The sequence below is a fragment of the Streptomyces sp. AM8-1-1 genome (assembly GCF_032229325.1).
Taxonomy (GTDB): Bacteria; Actinomycetota; Actinomycetes; order Streptomycetales; family Streptomycetaceae; genus Streptomyces; species Streptomyces achmelvichensis.
This window is the reverse complement of sequence record NZ_CP135086.1, coordinates 5,405,950-5,420,626: the sequence shown is the minus strand read 5'-3', so window position 1 is coordinate 5,420,626 and position 14,677 is coordinate 5,405,950. Positions and strand designations below refer to the sequence as shown.

Sequence of the window (14,677 nt, the reverse complement as noted above, 5' to 3'; positions counted from 1 at the left end):
ATGGCGAGCGTGGTGCTCCGCGCCACCCACCACGACCGCGTGCCCAGAGGGAGATCCGTATGTCCGCCATGCCGAGACGCCGTTCGGTCCTTCTCGCGGCAGGCGCGGCGACCGCCGCGTCCGCCCTTCCGTCCCCCGCCGTGGCGGCCCGTCAGCGGCCGCGCTCCGGAAGGCCGTTGGTGATCGGTCACCGCGGCGCGGCGGGCTGGCGGCCCGAGCACACCGCCGCGTCCTACACCTTCGCCGTGCAGGCGGGCGCCGACTGGATCGAGCCGGATCTGGTGCCCACCAAGGACCATGTACTGGTCGTCCGCCATGAGAACGAGATCTCGCAGACGACCGACGTCGCGAGGCGGGCGGAGTACGCCGGCCGCCGCACCACGAAGACCGTCGACGGGCGGGCGGTGACCGGCTGGTTCACCGAGGACTTCACGCTCGCCGAGCTGAAGACCCTGTGGGCCGTCGAGCGGCTGCCCCTGGTCCGCAACCGCAACACCGTCTTCGACGGCACCCAGCGGATCATGACGTTCCAGGAGGTCGTCGACCTCGCCCGCCGGCTCTCCCGGAGCCACGGCCGCACCGTCGCCGTGTTCCCGGAGACCAAGCACCCCACCTACTTCCGCTCGATCGGGCTGCCGCTGGAGCCGGAACTCGTGCGGGTGATCCGCCGCAACAGGCTCGGCGCGCGCGAGTGCGTCGTCCAGTCCTTCGAGCCGTCGAGCCTGCTGCACATCGCCGAGGCCCGGCTGCGGCTGCCGCTGTGGCAGGCCCTCGGGACCACCGGCGGCCCCTTCGGGCACGACACGACGTACGCGCGGATGATGACGCCGGAGGGGCTGCGGAGCATCGCGGAGTACGCGGACTGGATCGGGCCGGACAAGTCCTCCCTCGTCGCGCCCTCGACCCTGTTGGCGGACGCGCACGCGGCGGGCCTGCGGGTGGGTGCGTACACCTTCCGGGCGGAGAACCAGTTCCTGCCGCAGGCCCTGCGCCGGGGCACCGATCCGAACGGCTTCGGTGACGCGTTCGCCGAGTACGCCCTGCACTACGGATCGGGCGTGGACGCGGTCGTCACCGACTTCCCGGACCTCGCGGCGATCGCCCGGGACGCGGCGGACACCGGGGCACGGTGACAGCTCCGGGCCAGGAGCCCGAGGAAGGTCCTGGGACCAATGCCTGATCACCTCCAGCCCCTCTTGCTGCTAGCGTGCACTTGCATAAGATGTGCAATAAGCAGTCGGAGGGCCCGGTCATGGCCATTTACACGCTTCCTGAACTTCCGTACGACTACGCGGCGCTCGAACCGGTCATCAATCCCCTGATCGTCGAGCTCCATCACGACAAGCACCACGCGGCCTACGTCAAGGGCGCCAACGACACGCTGGAGCAGCTGGAGGAGGCGCGCGACAAGGAGGCGTGGGGGGCGATCAACGGGCTGGAGAAGAACCTCGCGTTCCATCTGTCCGGCCACATCCTGCACAGCATCTACTGGCACAACATGACCGGCGACGGCGGCGGCGAGCCGCTGGAGAAGGACGGCGTCGGCGACCTCGCGGACGCGATCGCCGAGTCGTTCGGCTCCTTCGCCAAGTTCAAGGCCCAGCTCACCAAGGCCGCCGCGACCACCCAGGGCTCCGGCTGGGGCGTGCTCGCGTACGAGCCGGTGAGCAGGCGGCTGATCGTCGAGCAGGTCTACGACCACCAGGGCAACGTCGGCCAGGGCTCCGTGCCGATCCTGGTCTTCGACGCGTGGGAGCACGCCTTCTATCTCCAGTACAAGAACCAGAAGGTCGACTTCATCGACGCCATGTGGGCGGTCGTCAACTGGCAGGACGTGGCGAAGCGCTACGCCGAGGCCAGGGAGCGCACCCCGCTCATCGCCCCGTGAACCCCTGAACGGCCCCGGAGACGGGGGCACCGGACGTCCTGCTCGTGATCGTCTTCTCAACCTTCGCGTGCGGACGGAATGACGAAGGACCCCCGCGAGGACATGACTCGCGGGGGTCCTTCCGTCCGGAGGTCCGGCCGGTCCGGGGGCCGTCCCGTCCGGGGGCGGGACGGCCCCCCGGACGGACGACTCGGAGGCCGGCGAAGTCCCGGCCTCGGAGGATGGAGAAGTCCGGGCCTCAGAGGTTGGAAAAGTCCGGGCCCTGGGTGCGGGTCCGCTTGATCTCGTAGAAACCGGGGACCGAGGCCACCAGCAGCGTGCCGTCCCAGAGCTTCGCCGCCTCCTCGCCCTTCGGGGCGGGGGTGACGACGGGACCGAAGAAGGCGATCTGGTTGCCGTCGGCGCCGGGGACCGCGATGACGGGAGTGCCGACGTCCTGGCCGACCTTGTCGATGCCTTCCTGGTGGGAGGCCCGCAGCTCGGTGTCGTACGCGGTGGAGTCGGCGTAGTCCGCCAGCTCGGCCGGGAGACCCACGTCCTTCAGGGCTCCGGCGATCGCCTCGGGCGTCGGACCCTCGCCCTGGTTGTGGAAGCGGGTGCCGAGCGCGGTGTAGAGCCGGCCGAGGACCTCGTCGCCGTGCTTCTGCTGCGCCGCGATGACCACCCGGACCGGGCCCCAGGCCTGCTTCATGCCCTCGCGGTATTCCTCGGGGAGCTCGTCGAGCCTGTCCTCGTTCAGCACGGCGAGGCTCATCACGTGCCAGCGGACCTCGATGTCCCGGACCTTCTCCACCTCCAGGACCCAGCGGGAGGTCATCCAGGCCCACGGGCACAGCGGGTCGAACCAGAAGTCCACGGGTGTCTTGCCGTTCTCGGACATGTCTCTCCTCATCGGGAACGCGGCGTGCGCCTGGATCGGACAACGCCGCCCGTCACCGGTCGATTCCCGGATACCGGCCGCCAGGTGCACATGGGAAGATCGGTGCTGTCGAACGAGTCACGAAGGAGTGCCCGTGCCCGGTGAGAATCTGTCCCGTGACGAGGCCCGTCGCCGGGCCGAGCTGGTGTCCGTCGACGGGTACGAGGTGTTCCTCGACCTGCGGTCCGCGGTCGGGGAACTCCCGGAGGGCTCGGGGCCGCGCACCTTCCGTTCGGTGACGACCATCCGGTTCCGCTGCGCACAGCCCGGCGCCTCGGCCTTCGTCGATCTGATCGCCCCGTCCGTCACCGAGGTGACGCTCAACGGCGTGAAGCTGGACCCGGCCGCCGCCTTCGACGGTTCCCGTATCGCGCTGGACTCCCTCGCCGCCGAGAACGTGCTGGTGGTGGACGCCCAGTGCGCGTACAGCCGCACCGGTGAGGGGATGCACCGGTTCGTCGACCCCGAGGACGGCGAGGTCTACCTCTACACCCAGTACGAGCCCGCGGACGCCCGCCGGGTGTTCGCCTGCTTCGAGCAGCCGGATCTCAAGGCACCGTTCCGCTTCGAGGTGACCGCGCCCGACGCGTGGACCGTCTGGAGCAACGGCGCCGGCGAGCGGGAGGCCGACGGCGTGTGGCGGTTCGCCGGGACCAAGCCGATCTCGACGTACATCACCGCCGTGGTGGCGGGCCCTTACCACTACGTCACCGACCTCTACACCCGCACGCTGGACGACGGAGCGACCCTGGAGATCCCGCTCGGCGCCATGTGCCGCAAGGGGCTCGCCCGGCACTTCGACGCCGGTGACATCTTCCGGGTCACCAAGCAGGGTCTGGACTTCTTCCACGACCGGTTCGACTACCCGTACCCCTTCGGCAAGTACGACCAGGCCTTCGTGCCCGAGTACAACATCGGTGCGATGGAGAACCCCGGCTGTGTCACCTTCCGCGAGGAGTTCGTCTTCCGCGGCCAGGTGACCCAGGCCTCCTACGAGCGCCGGGCCAACGTCATCCTGCACGAGATGGCGCACATGTGGTTCGGCGACCTGGTGACCATGGTGTGGTGGGACGACCTGTGGCTCAAGGAGTCCTTCGCGGACTTCATGGGCACCTTCTCCATGGTCGGCGCGACCCGCTTCACCAACGGCTGGATCACCTTCGCCAACAACCGCAAGTCCTGGGCGTACCGCGCCGACCAGCTGCCCTCCACGCACCCGGTCACGGCCGACATCCGCGACCTGGAGGCCGCCAAGCTCAACTTCGACGGGATCACCTACGCCAAGGGCGCGTCCGTCCTCAAGCAACTGGTGGCGTACGTCGGGCAGGACGCCTTCCTGGAGGGCGCCCGCCGGTACTTCAAGCGGCACGCGTACGGCAACACCCGGCTCGGCGACCTGCTCTCCGTGCTGGAGGAGACGTCCGGACGCGACATGACCGCGTGGTCGCGCTCCTGGCTGGAGACCGCCGGGGTCAACTCCCTGACGCCGCTGGTGACCTGCGACGCGGCCGGCCGGATCACCGAGCTCGCCGTCCTCCAGGACGGTGACCAACTGCGGCCCCACCGGGTGGCGGTGGGCCTCTACCGGCGCGAGGACGGCGACCTGGTGCGCTACGCACGTGCCGAGGTCGACGTCACCGGTGCCTCGACGGCCGTCGGTGAACTGGCCGGTGAGGAGCGGCCGGAGCTCGTCCTGGTGAACGACGAGGACCTGACCTACTGCAAGATCCGCTTCGACGAGAGCTCGCTGACGACACTGCGCGCCCACCTCGGCGACCTCACCGACCCGCTGGCGCGGGCGCTGTGCTGGTCGGCGCTGTGGAACCTCACCCGGGACGCGCTGATGCCCACGCGCGACTTCGTGGACCTGGTGCTCCGGTTCGCGGGCCGGGAGACGGACATCGGCGTGCTCCAGATGCTGCACTCCTGGGCCCGCTCGGCGCTGGTGCATTACGCGGCGCCCGAGTGGCGCGAGGAGGGCGGCCGGCTGCTCGCCGAGGGCGCGCTGGGTGAACTGCGGGTCGCCGAGCCCGGCAGCCAGCACCAGCTGACCTGGGCGCGGTTCTTCGCGACGACGGCCGCATCGGCGGCCGATCTCCAGCTGCTCCAGGGGCTGTTGGCCGGCACGGCGAAGATCGACGGCCTCGATGTGGACCAGGAGCTGCGCTGGGCCTTCCTGCTGCCGCTGGCCTCGCACGGGGTCGCGGACGAGGCGGAGATCGCGGCGGAACTGGCCCGCGACGACACCGCGTCGGGCAGGCGCCACCAGGTGCGCTGCCTCGCGGCCCGCCCCTCGCCGGCCGTCAAGGACCAGGCGTGGGCGCAGGTGGTCGAGTCGGACGCGCTCTCCAACGCCCTGGTGGAGGCCACGATCTCGGGCATGGTGCAGCCGAACCAGCGCGAGCTGCTGGCGCCGTACGCGCCCGCCTACTTCGAGGCCATCGCACGGGTGTGGGAGGAGCGCTCCATCCAGATCGGCATGGACGTCGTGCGGGGGCTCTACCCCTCGCTCCAGGACAACACCTCGACACTGGCCGCGACGGACGCCTGGCTGTCCGCGCACGAGGACGCACCGCCCGCGCTGCGGCGGCTCGTCCTGGAGTCCCGGGACGATCTCGCACGTGCGCTCCGCGCTCAGGAGTGCGATGCGGCGGCGGCGCTGTGACCTGCCGGGCCACGGGCGTACCCCCGTTTGGGGGAACCGTACTCGGCTGTCGAACGTCCGTACTTTAGGACGGCGTTGTCCTGAATTGTCGACGAGCGTGTAACAGCGGTTAGCGAGGGGGGTGGGCGCGGGCATCCCGGCAGCATGAACAACACCCCGCTCTCCCCCCACCCCCTCAGTCACCTGTCCGACGTGCACAGCCGCGTGCTCTCCACCGCGCAGCTGCGGGCCCACGGTGTCTCCCCCGCCCGGATCACCGCGCAGTGCCGGCCCGGCGGGCCCTGGCAGCCGCTGCTGCCCGGGGTGTATCTGCTGCACCCCGGGGCGGCCACCAGCGAGGAGCGGCTGCACGGCGCGCTGCTGTACGCGGGGCGGCCGGTCATCCCCGCCCAGGGCGACCGCCCGGACACCCCCCGGTTCGGCGAGGCCATGGTCACCGGGCTCGCGGCCCTCGCGCTGCACGGGTTCTCGTCCGCCCCCGCGCTGCTCTCGCTCGACCGCATCGACATCCTCGTCCCGCGCACCCGGCGGCTGCGGTCGACCGGTTGTGCCCGGATCGTGCGCGCACACTCCCTGCCGAGACCGGACGAGATCACCGGCCTTCCGGTGGCACCCGTGCCCCGCGCGCTCGCCGACGCGGTCGCGGAGCTCACCGACGCCAACGCGGTACGGCGACTGCTCACCGAGGCGGTGCGCGGCGGTCACTGCGAACCGGGCGCCGTCGTGACCGAGTTGAACCGCGCACGGCTGCTCTCCCGTACCCATGTGGTCGACGCGGTCGACTCACTGCTCGCCGAGGGGCGCTCGCTCGCCGAGGACCGGCTGTACGAGATGGTGCGGCTGCACGGTCTGCCCGACCCGGTCTGGAACGTGGATCTGCGGCTGCCCGGCGGTCCGTATCTGGGCGGTGTGGACGCCTACTGGCCCGAGCAGTCCGTCGCCGTCGAGCTGGACACCCGCGCCCCGCGCCAGGACGAGGACGCGCTGTGGTCCGAATACGCCCGCAAGCGGGAGCACTTGGAGCGGCTCGGCATCACCGTCGTCCACATCACGCCGAAGAAGCTGCGGGAGTCACTGGAGCAGCAGGCGACCGTGGTGCGCACCGCTCTGATGGCGGCCGGGGACCGCGACCCCGCGGCGTACGTCGTGGTGCTGCCCCGCTGACGGCGCTCAGCCGCAGAACTCGGCCTCGGCGACCGCGAGATCGCCCCCGGACCAGTCGCCGTTGACGTTCACGGCAAGAGAGTGGAGCGCGTCCCGGGTGGTCAGCGCCTGGGACGAGGAGCCGTGGACATCGCCCCGGTGACCCCAGACGGCGGTGCCGCAGCTCAGCTCCAGCCGCATCAGCCCCAGCCCGTACCGCCGGCCGGGCCTGCGCGGATCCATGACGACGGTCGTCGTCATCTCCTTCAGCTGCCGCGGCGGCAGGAGACCGCCCTTCAGCAGCGTCCGGTAGAAGCGCTGGAGATCGGCCGAGTCCGAGATCATCTCGCCGGCCGCCCCGGCCATCGACGGGTTGACGGCGCTCACATCGTGGACGGTCGCCGCCGGGTCGTCGGAGAGCCTGGAGTAGGCCCGGCTGCCGGGACGCGGCGGCCGCGGGTCGGTGCCGGGGACGGAGGTGGCGTGCAGACGGAGCGGACGCAGGATGCGGCGCTCGATCTCCTCGGCGTACGAGTGCCCGGTCACCTTCTCGACGGTCATCCCGGCGAGGACGTAGTTGGTGTTGGAGTACTTCCAGTCCGTGCCGGGGGCGAAGTCGGGCGGGTGGCGCAGGGCGAGGTCCACCAGCTGCCGGGGGGTCCAGGTGTCGTAACGGTGCTCGAAGAAGCCGTCGCGGAGCACCTGTTCCACGAAGGTCTCGTCCCTGGTGTAACTGGATATCCCGCTGGTGTGGTTGAGCAGCTGCCGCAGGGTGACGCGGCTCCCGTCGTGGCCGTTCCCGTGGACCACGCCGGGCAGCCATCGCTCCACGGTGTCGTCCAGGCTCAGCCGGCCCTCGGCCTCCAGCTGGAGCAGGACGGTGGCGACGAAGGTCTTGGTGATGGACCCGACGCGGTAGCGGTCCCGGGGCGAGCGATCGCGGCCGTTGCGCAGATCACCGGCGCCCGCGGTGCCGCTCCACCGGCCGTTGCGGTCGCGCGCCTCGACGACGACACCGGGGGCACCGTCGCGCACGGCGGCCTCGATGGCCTGGCGGGTGGGGAAGTGGCGGTCGGCGGCGCTGCCGGCGACGGCCGGAGTCACCAGGGCGCCGGCGGCCATGGCCACCAGTGCCAGGGTGGTCGCGGTCCGGATCTGGCGGGCCGGCATGTCAGCCCCCGCCTCCCACGGGCCGGGGCCCGGGCTGTTCGCTCATGCGCAGAGAATACGAGAACGCCGGCCCGCGGCAACCCGCCCGTCGGCGCCCTTCACCGGTGCCCGGCGGTGCCGGTGGGGCGGCTCGTGAAGATGTCGTGGCGCCGCCCCTGCCGCGAGAGTTGAATCTCGTTCGGTAACTCCCTGTTTGTCCACGGTGGCGCATTGTCCGCAGTGGCGGATGTATGCCATGGCCACATCACGCCTCCGCCAACTCTCCACAAACCCCTGTCACTTACGAAAGGCTGAGCGGTCATCCGGCACCGAATTCCGGACCTTCTCTTTCACCGACCAGGGATGCTGATGACCCTCGAATCCCAGAGCTCCATATCCGGGCGCTCCGTACCAGGTCACAGACGCGTCGCCCGCATTGCGGCCGCCGCGTCGATGGTGACCGCACTCGTGGCCGCAGGCGCCGTACCGGCGTTCTCCGCCACTCCCGCCGACGACCCCGGTACCACCGCGGGCGTCAAGGCGGCGAAGTCCTCCGACAAGCTCGGTGCGGCCGACGCCGAACTGCTCGCCCAGGCCGAGGCCAAGGGCGACAAGAGCGTCACCGTCATGGTCGCGACCGCCCCCGGCGCCACCGAGCAGGTCGCCGGCCAGCTCGACGACGTCAAGGGCGCGGTCCTCGGCAGGACGTACGACAAGCTCGGCTATGTACGGGCCACCCTCCCGACGGACACCGCGAAGAGCGCGCTGAAGGCCGCCGCCAAGCTGTCCAGCGTGCACGGGATCGACCTCGAGCACGAGGTGAAGCTGGACGACCCGACGCCGGCCGCGGACACCACCAAGGCCGCGCGCACCGCGTCACGGCAGGCCGCCGCGTACCCGGCCCCCGGGAAGAGCACCCCGGCGAAGAACCCGTACAACCCCTCCTTCGAGACGGGCGCGGTCGACTTCGTCAAGCAGAACCCCAAGGCCGACGGCCGCGGCGTGACCATCGGCATCCTGGACTCCGGTGTCGACCTCGGTCACCCGTCGCTCCAGAAGACCACCACCGGCGAGCGCAAGATCGTCGACTGGGTCACCGCGACCGACCCGGTCTCCGACGGCGACGCCACCTGGCGCCAGATGCGCGTCGACGTGGCCGGCCCGACGTTCGCCGTCAACGGCCGTACGTACACCGCTCCGGCGGGCGCGTACAAGTTCAACCTGTTCGCCGAGGCCGCCACCCGCGGCGGCGACATGGCCGGTGACCTCAACCGCGACGGCGACACCACCGATGTGTGGGCGCTGCTGTACGACCCGGGCACCCGGACCGTGCGCGTCGACCTCAACAACGACGCGAACTTCGCCAACGACACCGTGATGAAGGCCTACAAGAACGGCTTCCAGATCGGGTACTTCGGCAAGGACAACCCGGCCACCGAGGTCGTCGAGCGCATCCCGTTCGTCATCGAGGTGCGCGAGGACGTCGTCTACAACGCCACGGGCGCCACGGCCGACTACGTCAACATCGGCGTCATCGAGTCCGAGCACGGCACCCACGTCGCCGGCATCACCGCGGCCAACAGCCTCTTCGGCGGCAAGATGAACGGCGCGGCGCCCGGCGCCAAGCTGGTCTCCTCGCGCGCCTGCACCTGGAGCGGCGGCTGCACCAACATCGCGCTCACCGAGGGCATGGCCGACCTGGTCATCGACCGCGGCGTGGACATCGTCAACATGTCCATCGGCGGCCTGCCGCCGCTGAACGACGGCAACAACGCCCGCGCCGAGCTCTACAACCGCCTCATCGACACCTACGGTGTCCAGCTGGTCATCTCGGCCGGCAACGAGGGCCCGGGCACCAACACCCTCGGCGACCCCGCGGTCGCCGACAAGGTCATCTCGGTCGGCGCCGCCATCTCCAAGGAGACCTGGGCCGCCAACTACGGCTCCGGCGTGACCAAGAAGTACGCCATGCTGCCCTTCTCCTCCCGCGGTCCGCGCGAGGACGGCGGCTTCACGCCCACGATCACCGCGCCCGGCGCGTCGATCAACACCACCCAGACCTGGCTGCCCGGCGGCCCGGTCGCGGAGGCGGGCTACCAGCTCCCGGCCGGCTACTCCATGCTGCAGGGCACCTCGATGTCCTCGCCGCAGGCCGCCGGCGCGAGCGCGCTGCTGCTCTCGATGGCCAAGCAGCGCGGCATCGACCTGACGCCCGCGAAGCTGCGCACCGCTCTCACCAGCACCGCGCACAAGATCGCCGGCGTGCAGGCGCACGAGCAGGGCTCCGGCCTGATCAACGTCGTCGACGCGTGGGACGCCATCAAGAACGGCGCCACCGCCCACGAGTACAGCGTCAAGGCCCCGGTCGACACCGCGATCGACTTCGCGCTGAAGACCCCGGGCTTCGGCACCGGCCTCTACGACCGCGAAGGCGGCCTGCAGGCGGGCAAGGCCAAGACGTACGACGTCACGGTCACCCGCATCACCGGCCCCAAGGGCGCGCTCGCGCACACCCTGAACTGGAAGTACAACGACGGGACCTTCCGTCTCCTCGGAGGCGACCTGGTCCGGCTGCCGCTGAACCAGCCGGTCACCGTCACCGTCCAGGCCCGTCCCAAGACGGCCGGCGTGCACAGCGCCATCCTGGAGGCGGACGACCCGCGCACCGAGGGCATCGACAAGCAGATCCTCTCGACCGTGGTCGTCTCCAAGCCGCTCGCGAAGCCCGCGTACGGCTTCTCGGCCGCCGGCTCGGTGCAGCGCAACAGCCACACGTCGTACTTCGTCACGGTGCCGGAGGGCGCGAAGACCCTCGAGGTCGCGCTCGGCGGACTGGCCGACAAGAGCCAGACCCGGTTCATCGGCATCCACCCCTACGGTGTGCCGGTCGACGACAGCTCGACGATCAACTGCTACCCGAACTACCCGAACCCGGCCAACACCTGCCGCCCGGACCTGCGCTCGTACCCCGAGCCCACGCCCGGTGTCTGGGAGATCGAGGTCGAGTCGCGCCGTACGTCCCCGCTGCTGGACAACCCGTACAAGCTGGACGTCACGGTGCTGGGCGCCACCTTCGACCCGGCCGTGAAGACGCTCCCCGAGGCGAAGGTCGGCACGCCGGCCCCCGTCGAGTGGAAGGTCACGAACGACTTCGCGCCGATCGACGGCAAGCTCGCCGGCGGCCCGCTGGGCTCCGCCAAGGTCGCCCGGCCGTCCATCGGCCAGGGTGAGTCGCAGGAGTCCACGGTCACCGTCGGAGAGGGCGTCGAGCGTCTGGACGTCGCCATCGGCGGCGTCTCGGACACCAACGCCGACCTGGACCTGTCGGTCTTCCTCGACGGCGTGCTCGTCGGCCAGGCCGCCGACGCGGACTCCGAGGAGGCCGTCAGCCTGCTGAAGCCCGCCGCGGGCACGTACACCGTCGTGGTCGACGGCTACGCCGTCCCGGCCGGCACCACCGAGTACGACTACCGCGATGTGTTCTTCGCGCCGTCGCTCGGCGAGGTCAAGGTCCCCGCGACCCCGGTCAAGCTGGCCAACGGCGCCTCGGCGCAGGTCACGGCCGAGGTCGTGGTGGCCGGTGCGGCTCCCGAGGGACGTCAGTTCTTCGGCGAGGTGCGCCTGGAGAACGCGCGCGGCACCGCCGCGGGCGCCGGCAGCGTCGTGATCGAGAAGGTCACGCCGTAACCACCGGATGAAGCGAACGGGGGCGGGCGTCCGGCAACGGGCGCCCGCCCTTCGCATGTCCCGCTCCCTGACCGGCCCCGCCCCTCACCATGTCCTGTGTCACACATTCCGCCCTTCGGACAATGGATTGGACAAGGCGCCCGGTGGCATACGCATCATGGAGCAGCACCCAGGCCAGCGAAGATGCACGAAAAGGTACGAAGGAGACGTCCGTGAGGGTCGGAATCGTCGGAGCCACCGGTCAGGTCGGCACAGTCATGCGCAAGATCCTCGCCGAGCGGAAGTTCCCGGTCGACGAGCTGCGGCTGTTCGCCTCGGCCCGTTCGGCCGGTTCCACGATCACGTGGGAAGGCCGTGACATCACCGTCGAGGACGCGGCCGCCGCCGACTACTCCGGTCTGGACATCGTGCTCTTCTCCGCCGGCGGCGCGACCTCCAAGGCGCTCGCCGAGAAGGTCGCCGCCCAGGGTGCCGTCGTGATCGACAACTCCTCGGCCTGGCGCCGCCACCCCGAGGTGCCGCTGGTCGTCTCCGAGGTCAACCCGCACGCGATCAAGGACCGCCCGAAGGGCATCATCGCCAACCCGAACTGCACGACGATGGCCGCGATGCCGGTCCTCAAGCCGCTGCACGTCGAGGGCAGCCTCACCTCCCTGGTGGCCACCACCTACCAGGCCGTCTCCGGTTCCGGCGTCGCCGGCGTCGCCGAGCTCGACGGCCAGGTGAAGCAGACCGTCGAGCGCGCGGCCGAGCTCACCCACGACGGCGAGGCCGTCGACTTCCCCGAGCCGGGCGTCTACAAGCGGCCCATCGCCTTCAACGTCCTGCCGCTCGCGGGCAACCTGGTCGACGACGGCTCCTTCGAGACCGACGAGGAGCAGAAGCTCCGCCACGAGTCCCGCAAGATCCTGGAGATCCCCGAGCTCAAGGTCTCCGGCACCTGTGTGCGCGTGCCCGTCTTCTCCGGCCACTCGGTGCAGGTCAATGCCCGCTTCGAGCGCCCCGTGAGTGTCGAGCGCGCCTACGAGCTGCTGGAGCACGCCGCGGGCGTGGAGCTCTCGGAGATCCCGACGCCGCTCCAGGCCGCCGGCAAGGACGCGTCGTACGTGGGCCGCATCCGGGTCGACGAGACCGTCGACAACGGCCTGGCGCTGTTCCTGTCCAACGACAATCTCCGCAAGGGCGCGGCGCTGAACGCCGTGCAGATCGCGGAGCTGGTGGCGGACGAGCTGCGCGGCTAGAACCTAGGCGGCGGCCTGGGGCCGCCGCACCTCGAAGTGGAAGCAGCCGTACTCGACGGCGCGTACGTGCACCAGCGCGACGGCCGGGTCGTCGAACGCTTCCGCGATCGCCTCGTCGAAGGCTTCGGTGGCCGCCTCCGGGATCTCCAGGAGGCGGCCTCCTGCTATCCGGCCGTCGGCGTCGTAGCGGCGCAGTGTGCGCAGCGCACCCGGCCGGGCGAAGGGGTAGCCGTCCTGGGGCGCGGGCCCCTCGCACTCCTCGGCGTGGATGAAGACGGGTCCCTGCTCGTCGTACGCGCCGGGCCGCGCCCAGCTCTCGGCGGCCCAGCGGCGCAGCGGGGCGTACGAGACGAGGGCGATGGACTCGCCCACCCTGCTGGGGCGGAGGCAGCAGCGCAGCGGGGCACCGCCCTCGGGGTCGCTGAAGGGTTCGCAGGCGTGGCCCGCGTCGTCGGCGGCGCGGAGCTGCCGCAGGACGGCCGGTTCGACAGCTCGGACGGTCCACCGTGCGGGTGCCGATGCCGCGGGTGCGGGTGTCAGGGGTGTCTGTGTCATGGCTTCAGCGTGGCGTTGTCCGGGCCCGGTTTCCGGCGGGATTCGGACGTCACGTTCGCCTGGGTCGGTGGCCGCCGCGCGCCGGGCCCGCGCCCGCGTCGCCCGGGCCCGACGTTCGGCGGTACGCCGCGTCGATGGAGGCCAGTTCATCCACGGTGAGCACGTCCTCCACCCGCTCGAAGCCGTCCGGGGCGCGCTCGGCCACCGCCTGGAGCAGCCGGTCGGCGGGCATCTCGCGCATCGCGCGCACCAGGTCACCGGTCAGCGGGGCGCGCTCGCTCTCATATGCCCGCAGCGCGGAGGGGACTGACGCGGCTGACGTCAGGGCGCGGGCCAGCGCCCGTGCGTCGAGCACCGCCTGCGAGCCGCCGTTCGAACCGATCGGATACATCGGGTGGGCCGCGTCCCCGAGCAGCGTCACCCGGCCGCGGCCCCAGCTCTCCAGCGGATCGCGGTCGGCCATCGGGTACTCCAGGATCTCCTCGGTCGCGGCCAGCAGGGCCGGCACATCGAGCCCGAGCCGGTCCAGCTTCCAGTCCGCGTAGTGCGCGAGGACATCCGCGAGCCGTCCCGTGCGGTTCCACGCAGCGCCTTCGACCGGGCCGCCCTCGGCGACCCGGACCTCGCACACCCAGTTGAGCAGCGCCTCTCCGCGCTCCTCGGCGCGGCGCGAGATGGGGTAGACGACCAGCTTCGCGGTGGCGTTGCTGCCCACGACGGCCATCGTGCGGCCCCCGAGGAACGGCTCGGCGCGTACCGTGCCGCGCCACATCCGGACGCCGTTCCAGAGCGGGAGCCGCTGCTCGCCGGGGTGCAGCAGGGCGCGCACCCGGGAGTGCAGCCCGTCCGCTCCGACCAGTGCCTCCGCCCGCTCGGTGGTGCGGGCGCCGGTCGTCGTCGACCGCAGGGTGACGCGCAGCCCGTCGGCGTCCTCGGCGTGCTCCTCGAAGCCGTCGAGAGCCGTGCCGGTGCGCACGGCGTCCGCTCCGAGCCTGTCCCGGACGGCTTCGTACAGCAGGGCCTGGAGCTCGCCGCGGTGGAGCGAGTACTGCGGCCGACGATGGCCCTGGGCGAGGCCGCGGGGCTCGGACCAGATGCGGTTGCCGTGGCGGTCGAAGTGCGCCATCTCGGCGGTGGGCACGGCGACCTGGGCGAGGGCGTCGCCGAGGCCGAGGACGGTGAGTTCCTCGACGGCGTGCGGCAGCAGATTGATGCCGACGCCGATCGGCCGGAGCTCCGCCGCCGCCTCGACCAGCCGAGCGCGTATCCCGGCCCGGTGCAGTGCGAGGGCGGTGGTGAGCCCTCCGATGCCCGCTCCCGCGACGAGCACGTCGACATCCATAACGCTCCCCCTCAGCTGCCCGGTCCCCCGCAGGGTACTGGCGCGGCTCCACGGCGCCATTAGTCACAGGCGGTGGACGGGGGCACCG

Annotated in this window: 10 protein-coding genes; 6 read left to right on the top strand and 4 right to left on the bottom strand. The window is 71.2% G+C overall.

What is annotated here, in order from left to right; all coding sequences use genetic code 11:
- The first annotated feature begins 59 nt into the window (after nucleotides 1–59).
- Both RPQ07_RS24345 and RPQ07_RS24340 read left to right on the top strand, forming a co-directional pair.
- Nucleotides 60–1,133 (top strand): glycerophosphodiester phosphodiesterase family protein, encoded by a 1,074-nt coding sequence (locus RPQ07_RS24345; protein WP_313946304.1) that lies wholly within the window; start codon nucleotides 60–62, stop codon nucleotides 1,131–1,133.
- Nucleotides 1,134–1,252: 119 nt separating this feature from the next.
- On the top strand, nucleotides 1,253–1,888 hold the full coding sequence (locus RPQ07_RS24340) for a superoxide dismutase (protein ID WP_313946303.1): 636 nt from the start codon (nucleotides 1,253–1,255) through the stop codon (nucleotides 1,886–1,888).
- Between the two features lie 238 nt (nucleotides 1,889–2,126).
- Here the strand turns inward: RPQ07_RS24340 and RPQ07_RS24335 are convergent, their stop codons facing one another.
- Nucleotides 2,127–2,768: a DsbA family protein gene (locus RPQ07_RS24335; protein ID WP_313946302.1), complete on the bottom strand. Its 642-nt coding sequence runs from the start codon at nucleotides 2,766–2,768 to the stop codon at nucleotides 2,127–2,129.
- A 127-nt stretch (nucleotides 2,769–2,895) separates the two neighbouring features.
- Between RPQ07_RS24335 and pepN the strand changes: the two genes are divergently transcribed.
- Both pepN and RPQ07_RS24325 read left to right on the top strand, forming a co-directional pair.
- Nucleotides 2,896–5,472: an aminopeptidase N gene (gene pepN, locus RPQ07_RS24330; protein ID WP_313946301.1), complete on the top strand. Its 2,577-nt coding sequence runs from the start codon at nucleotides 2,896–2,898 to the stop codon at nucleotides 5,470–5,472.
- Nucleotides 5,473–5,616: 144 nt separating this feature from the next.
- The gene (locus RPQ07_RS24325) at nucleotides 5,617–6,636 is read left to right on the top strand and encodes a hypothetical protein (RefSeq protein WP_313946300.1); all 1,020 of its coding nucleotides are present in this window, start codon (nucleotides 5,617–5,619) and stop codon (nucleotides 6,634–6,636) included.
- A gap of 6 nt (nucleotides 6,637–6,642) precedes the next feature.
- Here the strand turns inward: RPQ07_RS24325 and RPQ07_RS24320 are convergent, their stop codons facing one another.
- The gene (locus RPQ07_RS24320; RefSeq protein ID WP_313946299.1) at nucleotides 6,643–7,785 is read right to left on the bottom strand and encodes a serine hydrolase domain-containing protein; all 1,143 of its coding nucleotides are present in this window, start codon (nucleotides 7,783–7,785) and stop codon (nucleotides 6,643–6,645) included.
- A 342-nt stretch (nucleotides 7,786–8,127) separates the two neighbouring features.
- On the opposite strand from RPQ07_RS24320, the gene RPQ07_RS24315 reads away from it, so the two are divergent.
- Nucleotides 8,128–11,451, top strand: coding sequence for a S8 family serine peptidase (locus RPQ07_RS24315; RefSeq protein WP_313946298.1), 3,324 nt, complete (start codon nucleotides 8,128–8,130; stop codon nucleotides 11,449–11,451).
- Nucleotides 11,452–11,663: 212 nt separating this feature from the next.
- On the top strand, nucleotides 11,664–12,692 hold the full coding sequence (locus RPQ07_RS24310) for an aspartate-semialdehyde dehydrogenase (RefSeq protein ID WP_313946297.1): 1,029 nt from the start codon (nucleotides 11,664–11,666) through the stop codon (nucleotides 12,690–12,692).
- A 3-nt stretch (nucleotides 12,693–12,695) separates the two neighbouring features.
- Here RPQ07_RS24310 and RPQ07_RS24305 read toward each other — a convergent pair whose 3' ends face one another.
- Together RPQ07_RS24305 and RPQ07_RS24300 are read right to left on the bottom strand one after the other, a co-directional pair.
- Entirely contained in the window at nucleotides 12,696–13,247 is a 552-nt protein-coding gene (locus RPQ07_RS24305) for a DUF1203 domain-containing protein (RefSeq protein WP_313946296.1), read from the bottom strand.
- A 49-nt stretch (nucleotides 13,248–13,296) separates the two neighbouring features.
- Nucleotides 13,297–14,589, bottom strand: coding sequence for a flavin-dependent oxidoreductase (locus RPQ07_RS24300; protein WP_313946295.1), 1,293 nt, complete (start codon nucleotides 14,587–14,589; stop codon nucleotides 13,297–13,299).
- Nucleotides 14,590–14,677: the final 88 nt, after the last annotated feature.

What these genes read in the sequence shown, in the direction of transcription:
- RPQ07_RS24345 (WP_313946304.1), top strand. Translation starts at nt 60, where the DNA reads ATGTCCGCCATGCCGAGACGCCGTTCGGTCCTTCTCGCGGCAGGCGCG.
- RPQ07_RS24340 (WP_313946303.1), top strand. Translation starts at nt 1,253, where the DNA reads ATGGCCATTTACACGCTTCCTGAACTTCCGTACGACTACGCGGCGCTC.
- RPQ07_RS24335 (WP_313946302.1), bottom strand. Translation starts at nt 2,768, where the DNA reads ATGTCCGAGAACGGCAAGACACCCGTGGACTTCTGGTTCGACCCGCTG.
- RPQ07_RS24325 (WP_313946300.1), top strand. Translation starts at nt 5,617, where the DNA reads ATGAACAACACCCCGCTCTCCCCCCACCCCCTCAGTCACCTGTCCGAC.
- RPQ07_RS24320 (WP_313946299.1), bottom strand. Translation starts at nt 7,785, where the DNA reads ATGCCGGCCCGCCAGATCCGGACCGCGACCACCCTGGCACTGGTGGCC.
- RPQ07_RS24315 (WP_313946298.1), top strand. Translation starts at nt 8,128, where the DNA reads ATGCTGATGACCCTCGAATCCCAGAGCTCCATATCCGGGCGCTCCGTA.
- RPQ07_RS24305 (WP_313946296.1), bottom strand. Translation starts at nt 13,247, where the DNA reads ATGACACAGACACCCCTGACACCCGCACCCGCGGCATCGGCACCCGCA.
- RPQ07_RS24300 (WP_313946295.1), bottom strand. Translation starts at nt 14,589, where the DNA reads ATGGATGTCGACGTGCTCGTCGCGGGAGCGGGCATCGGAGGGCTCACC.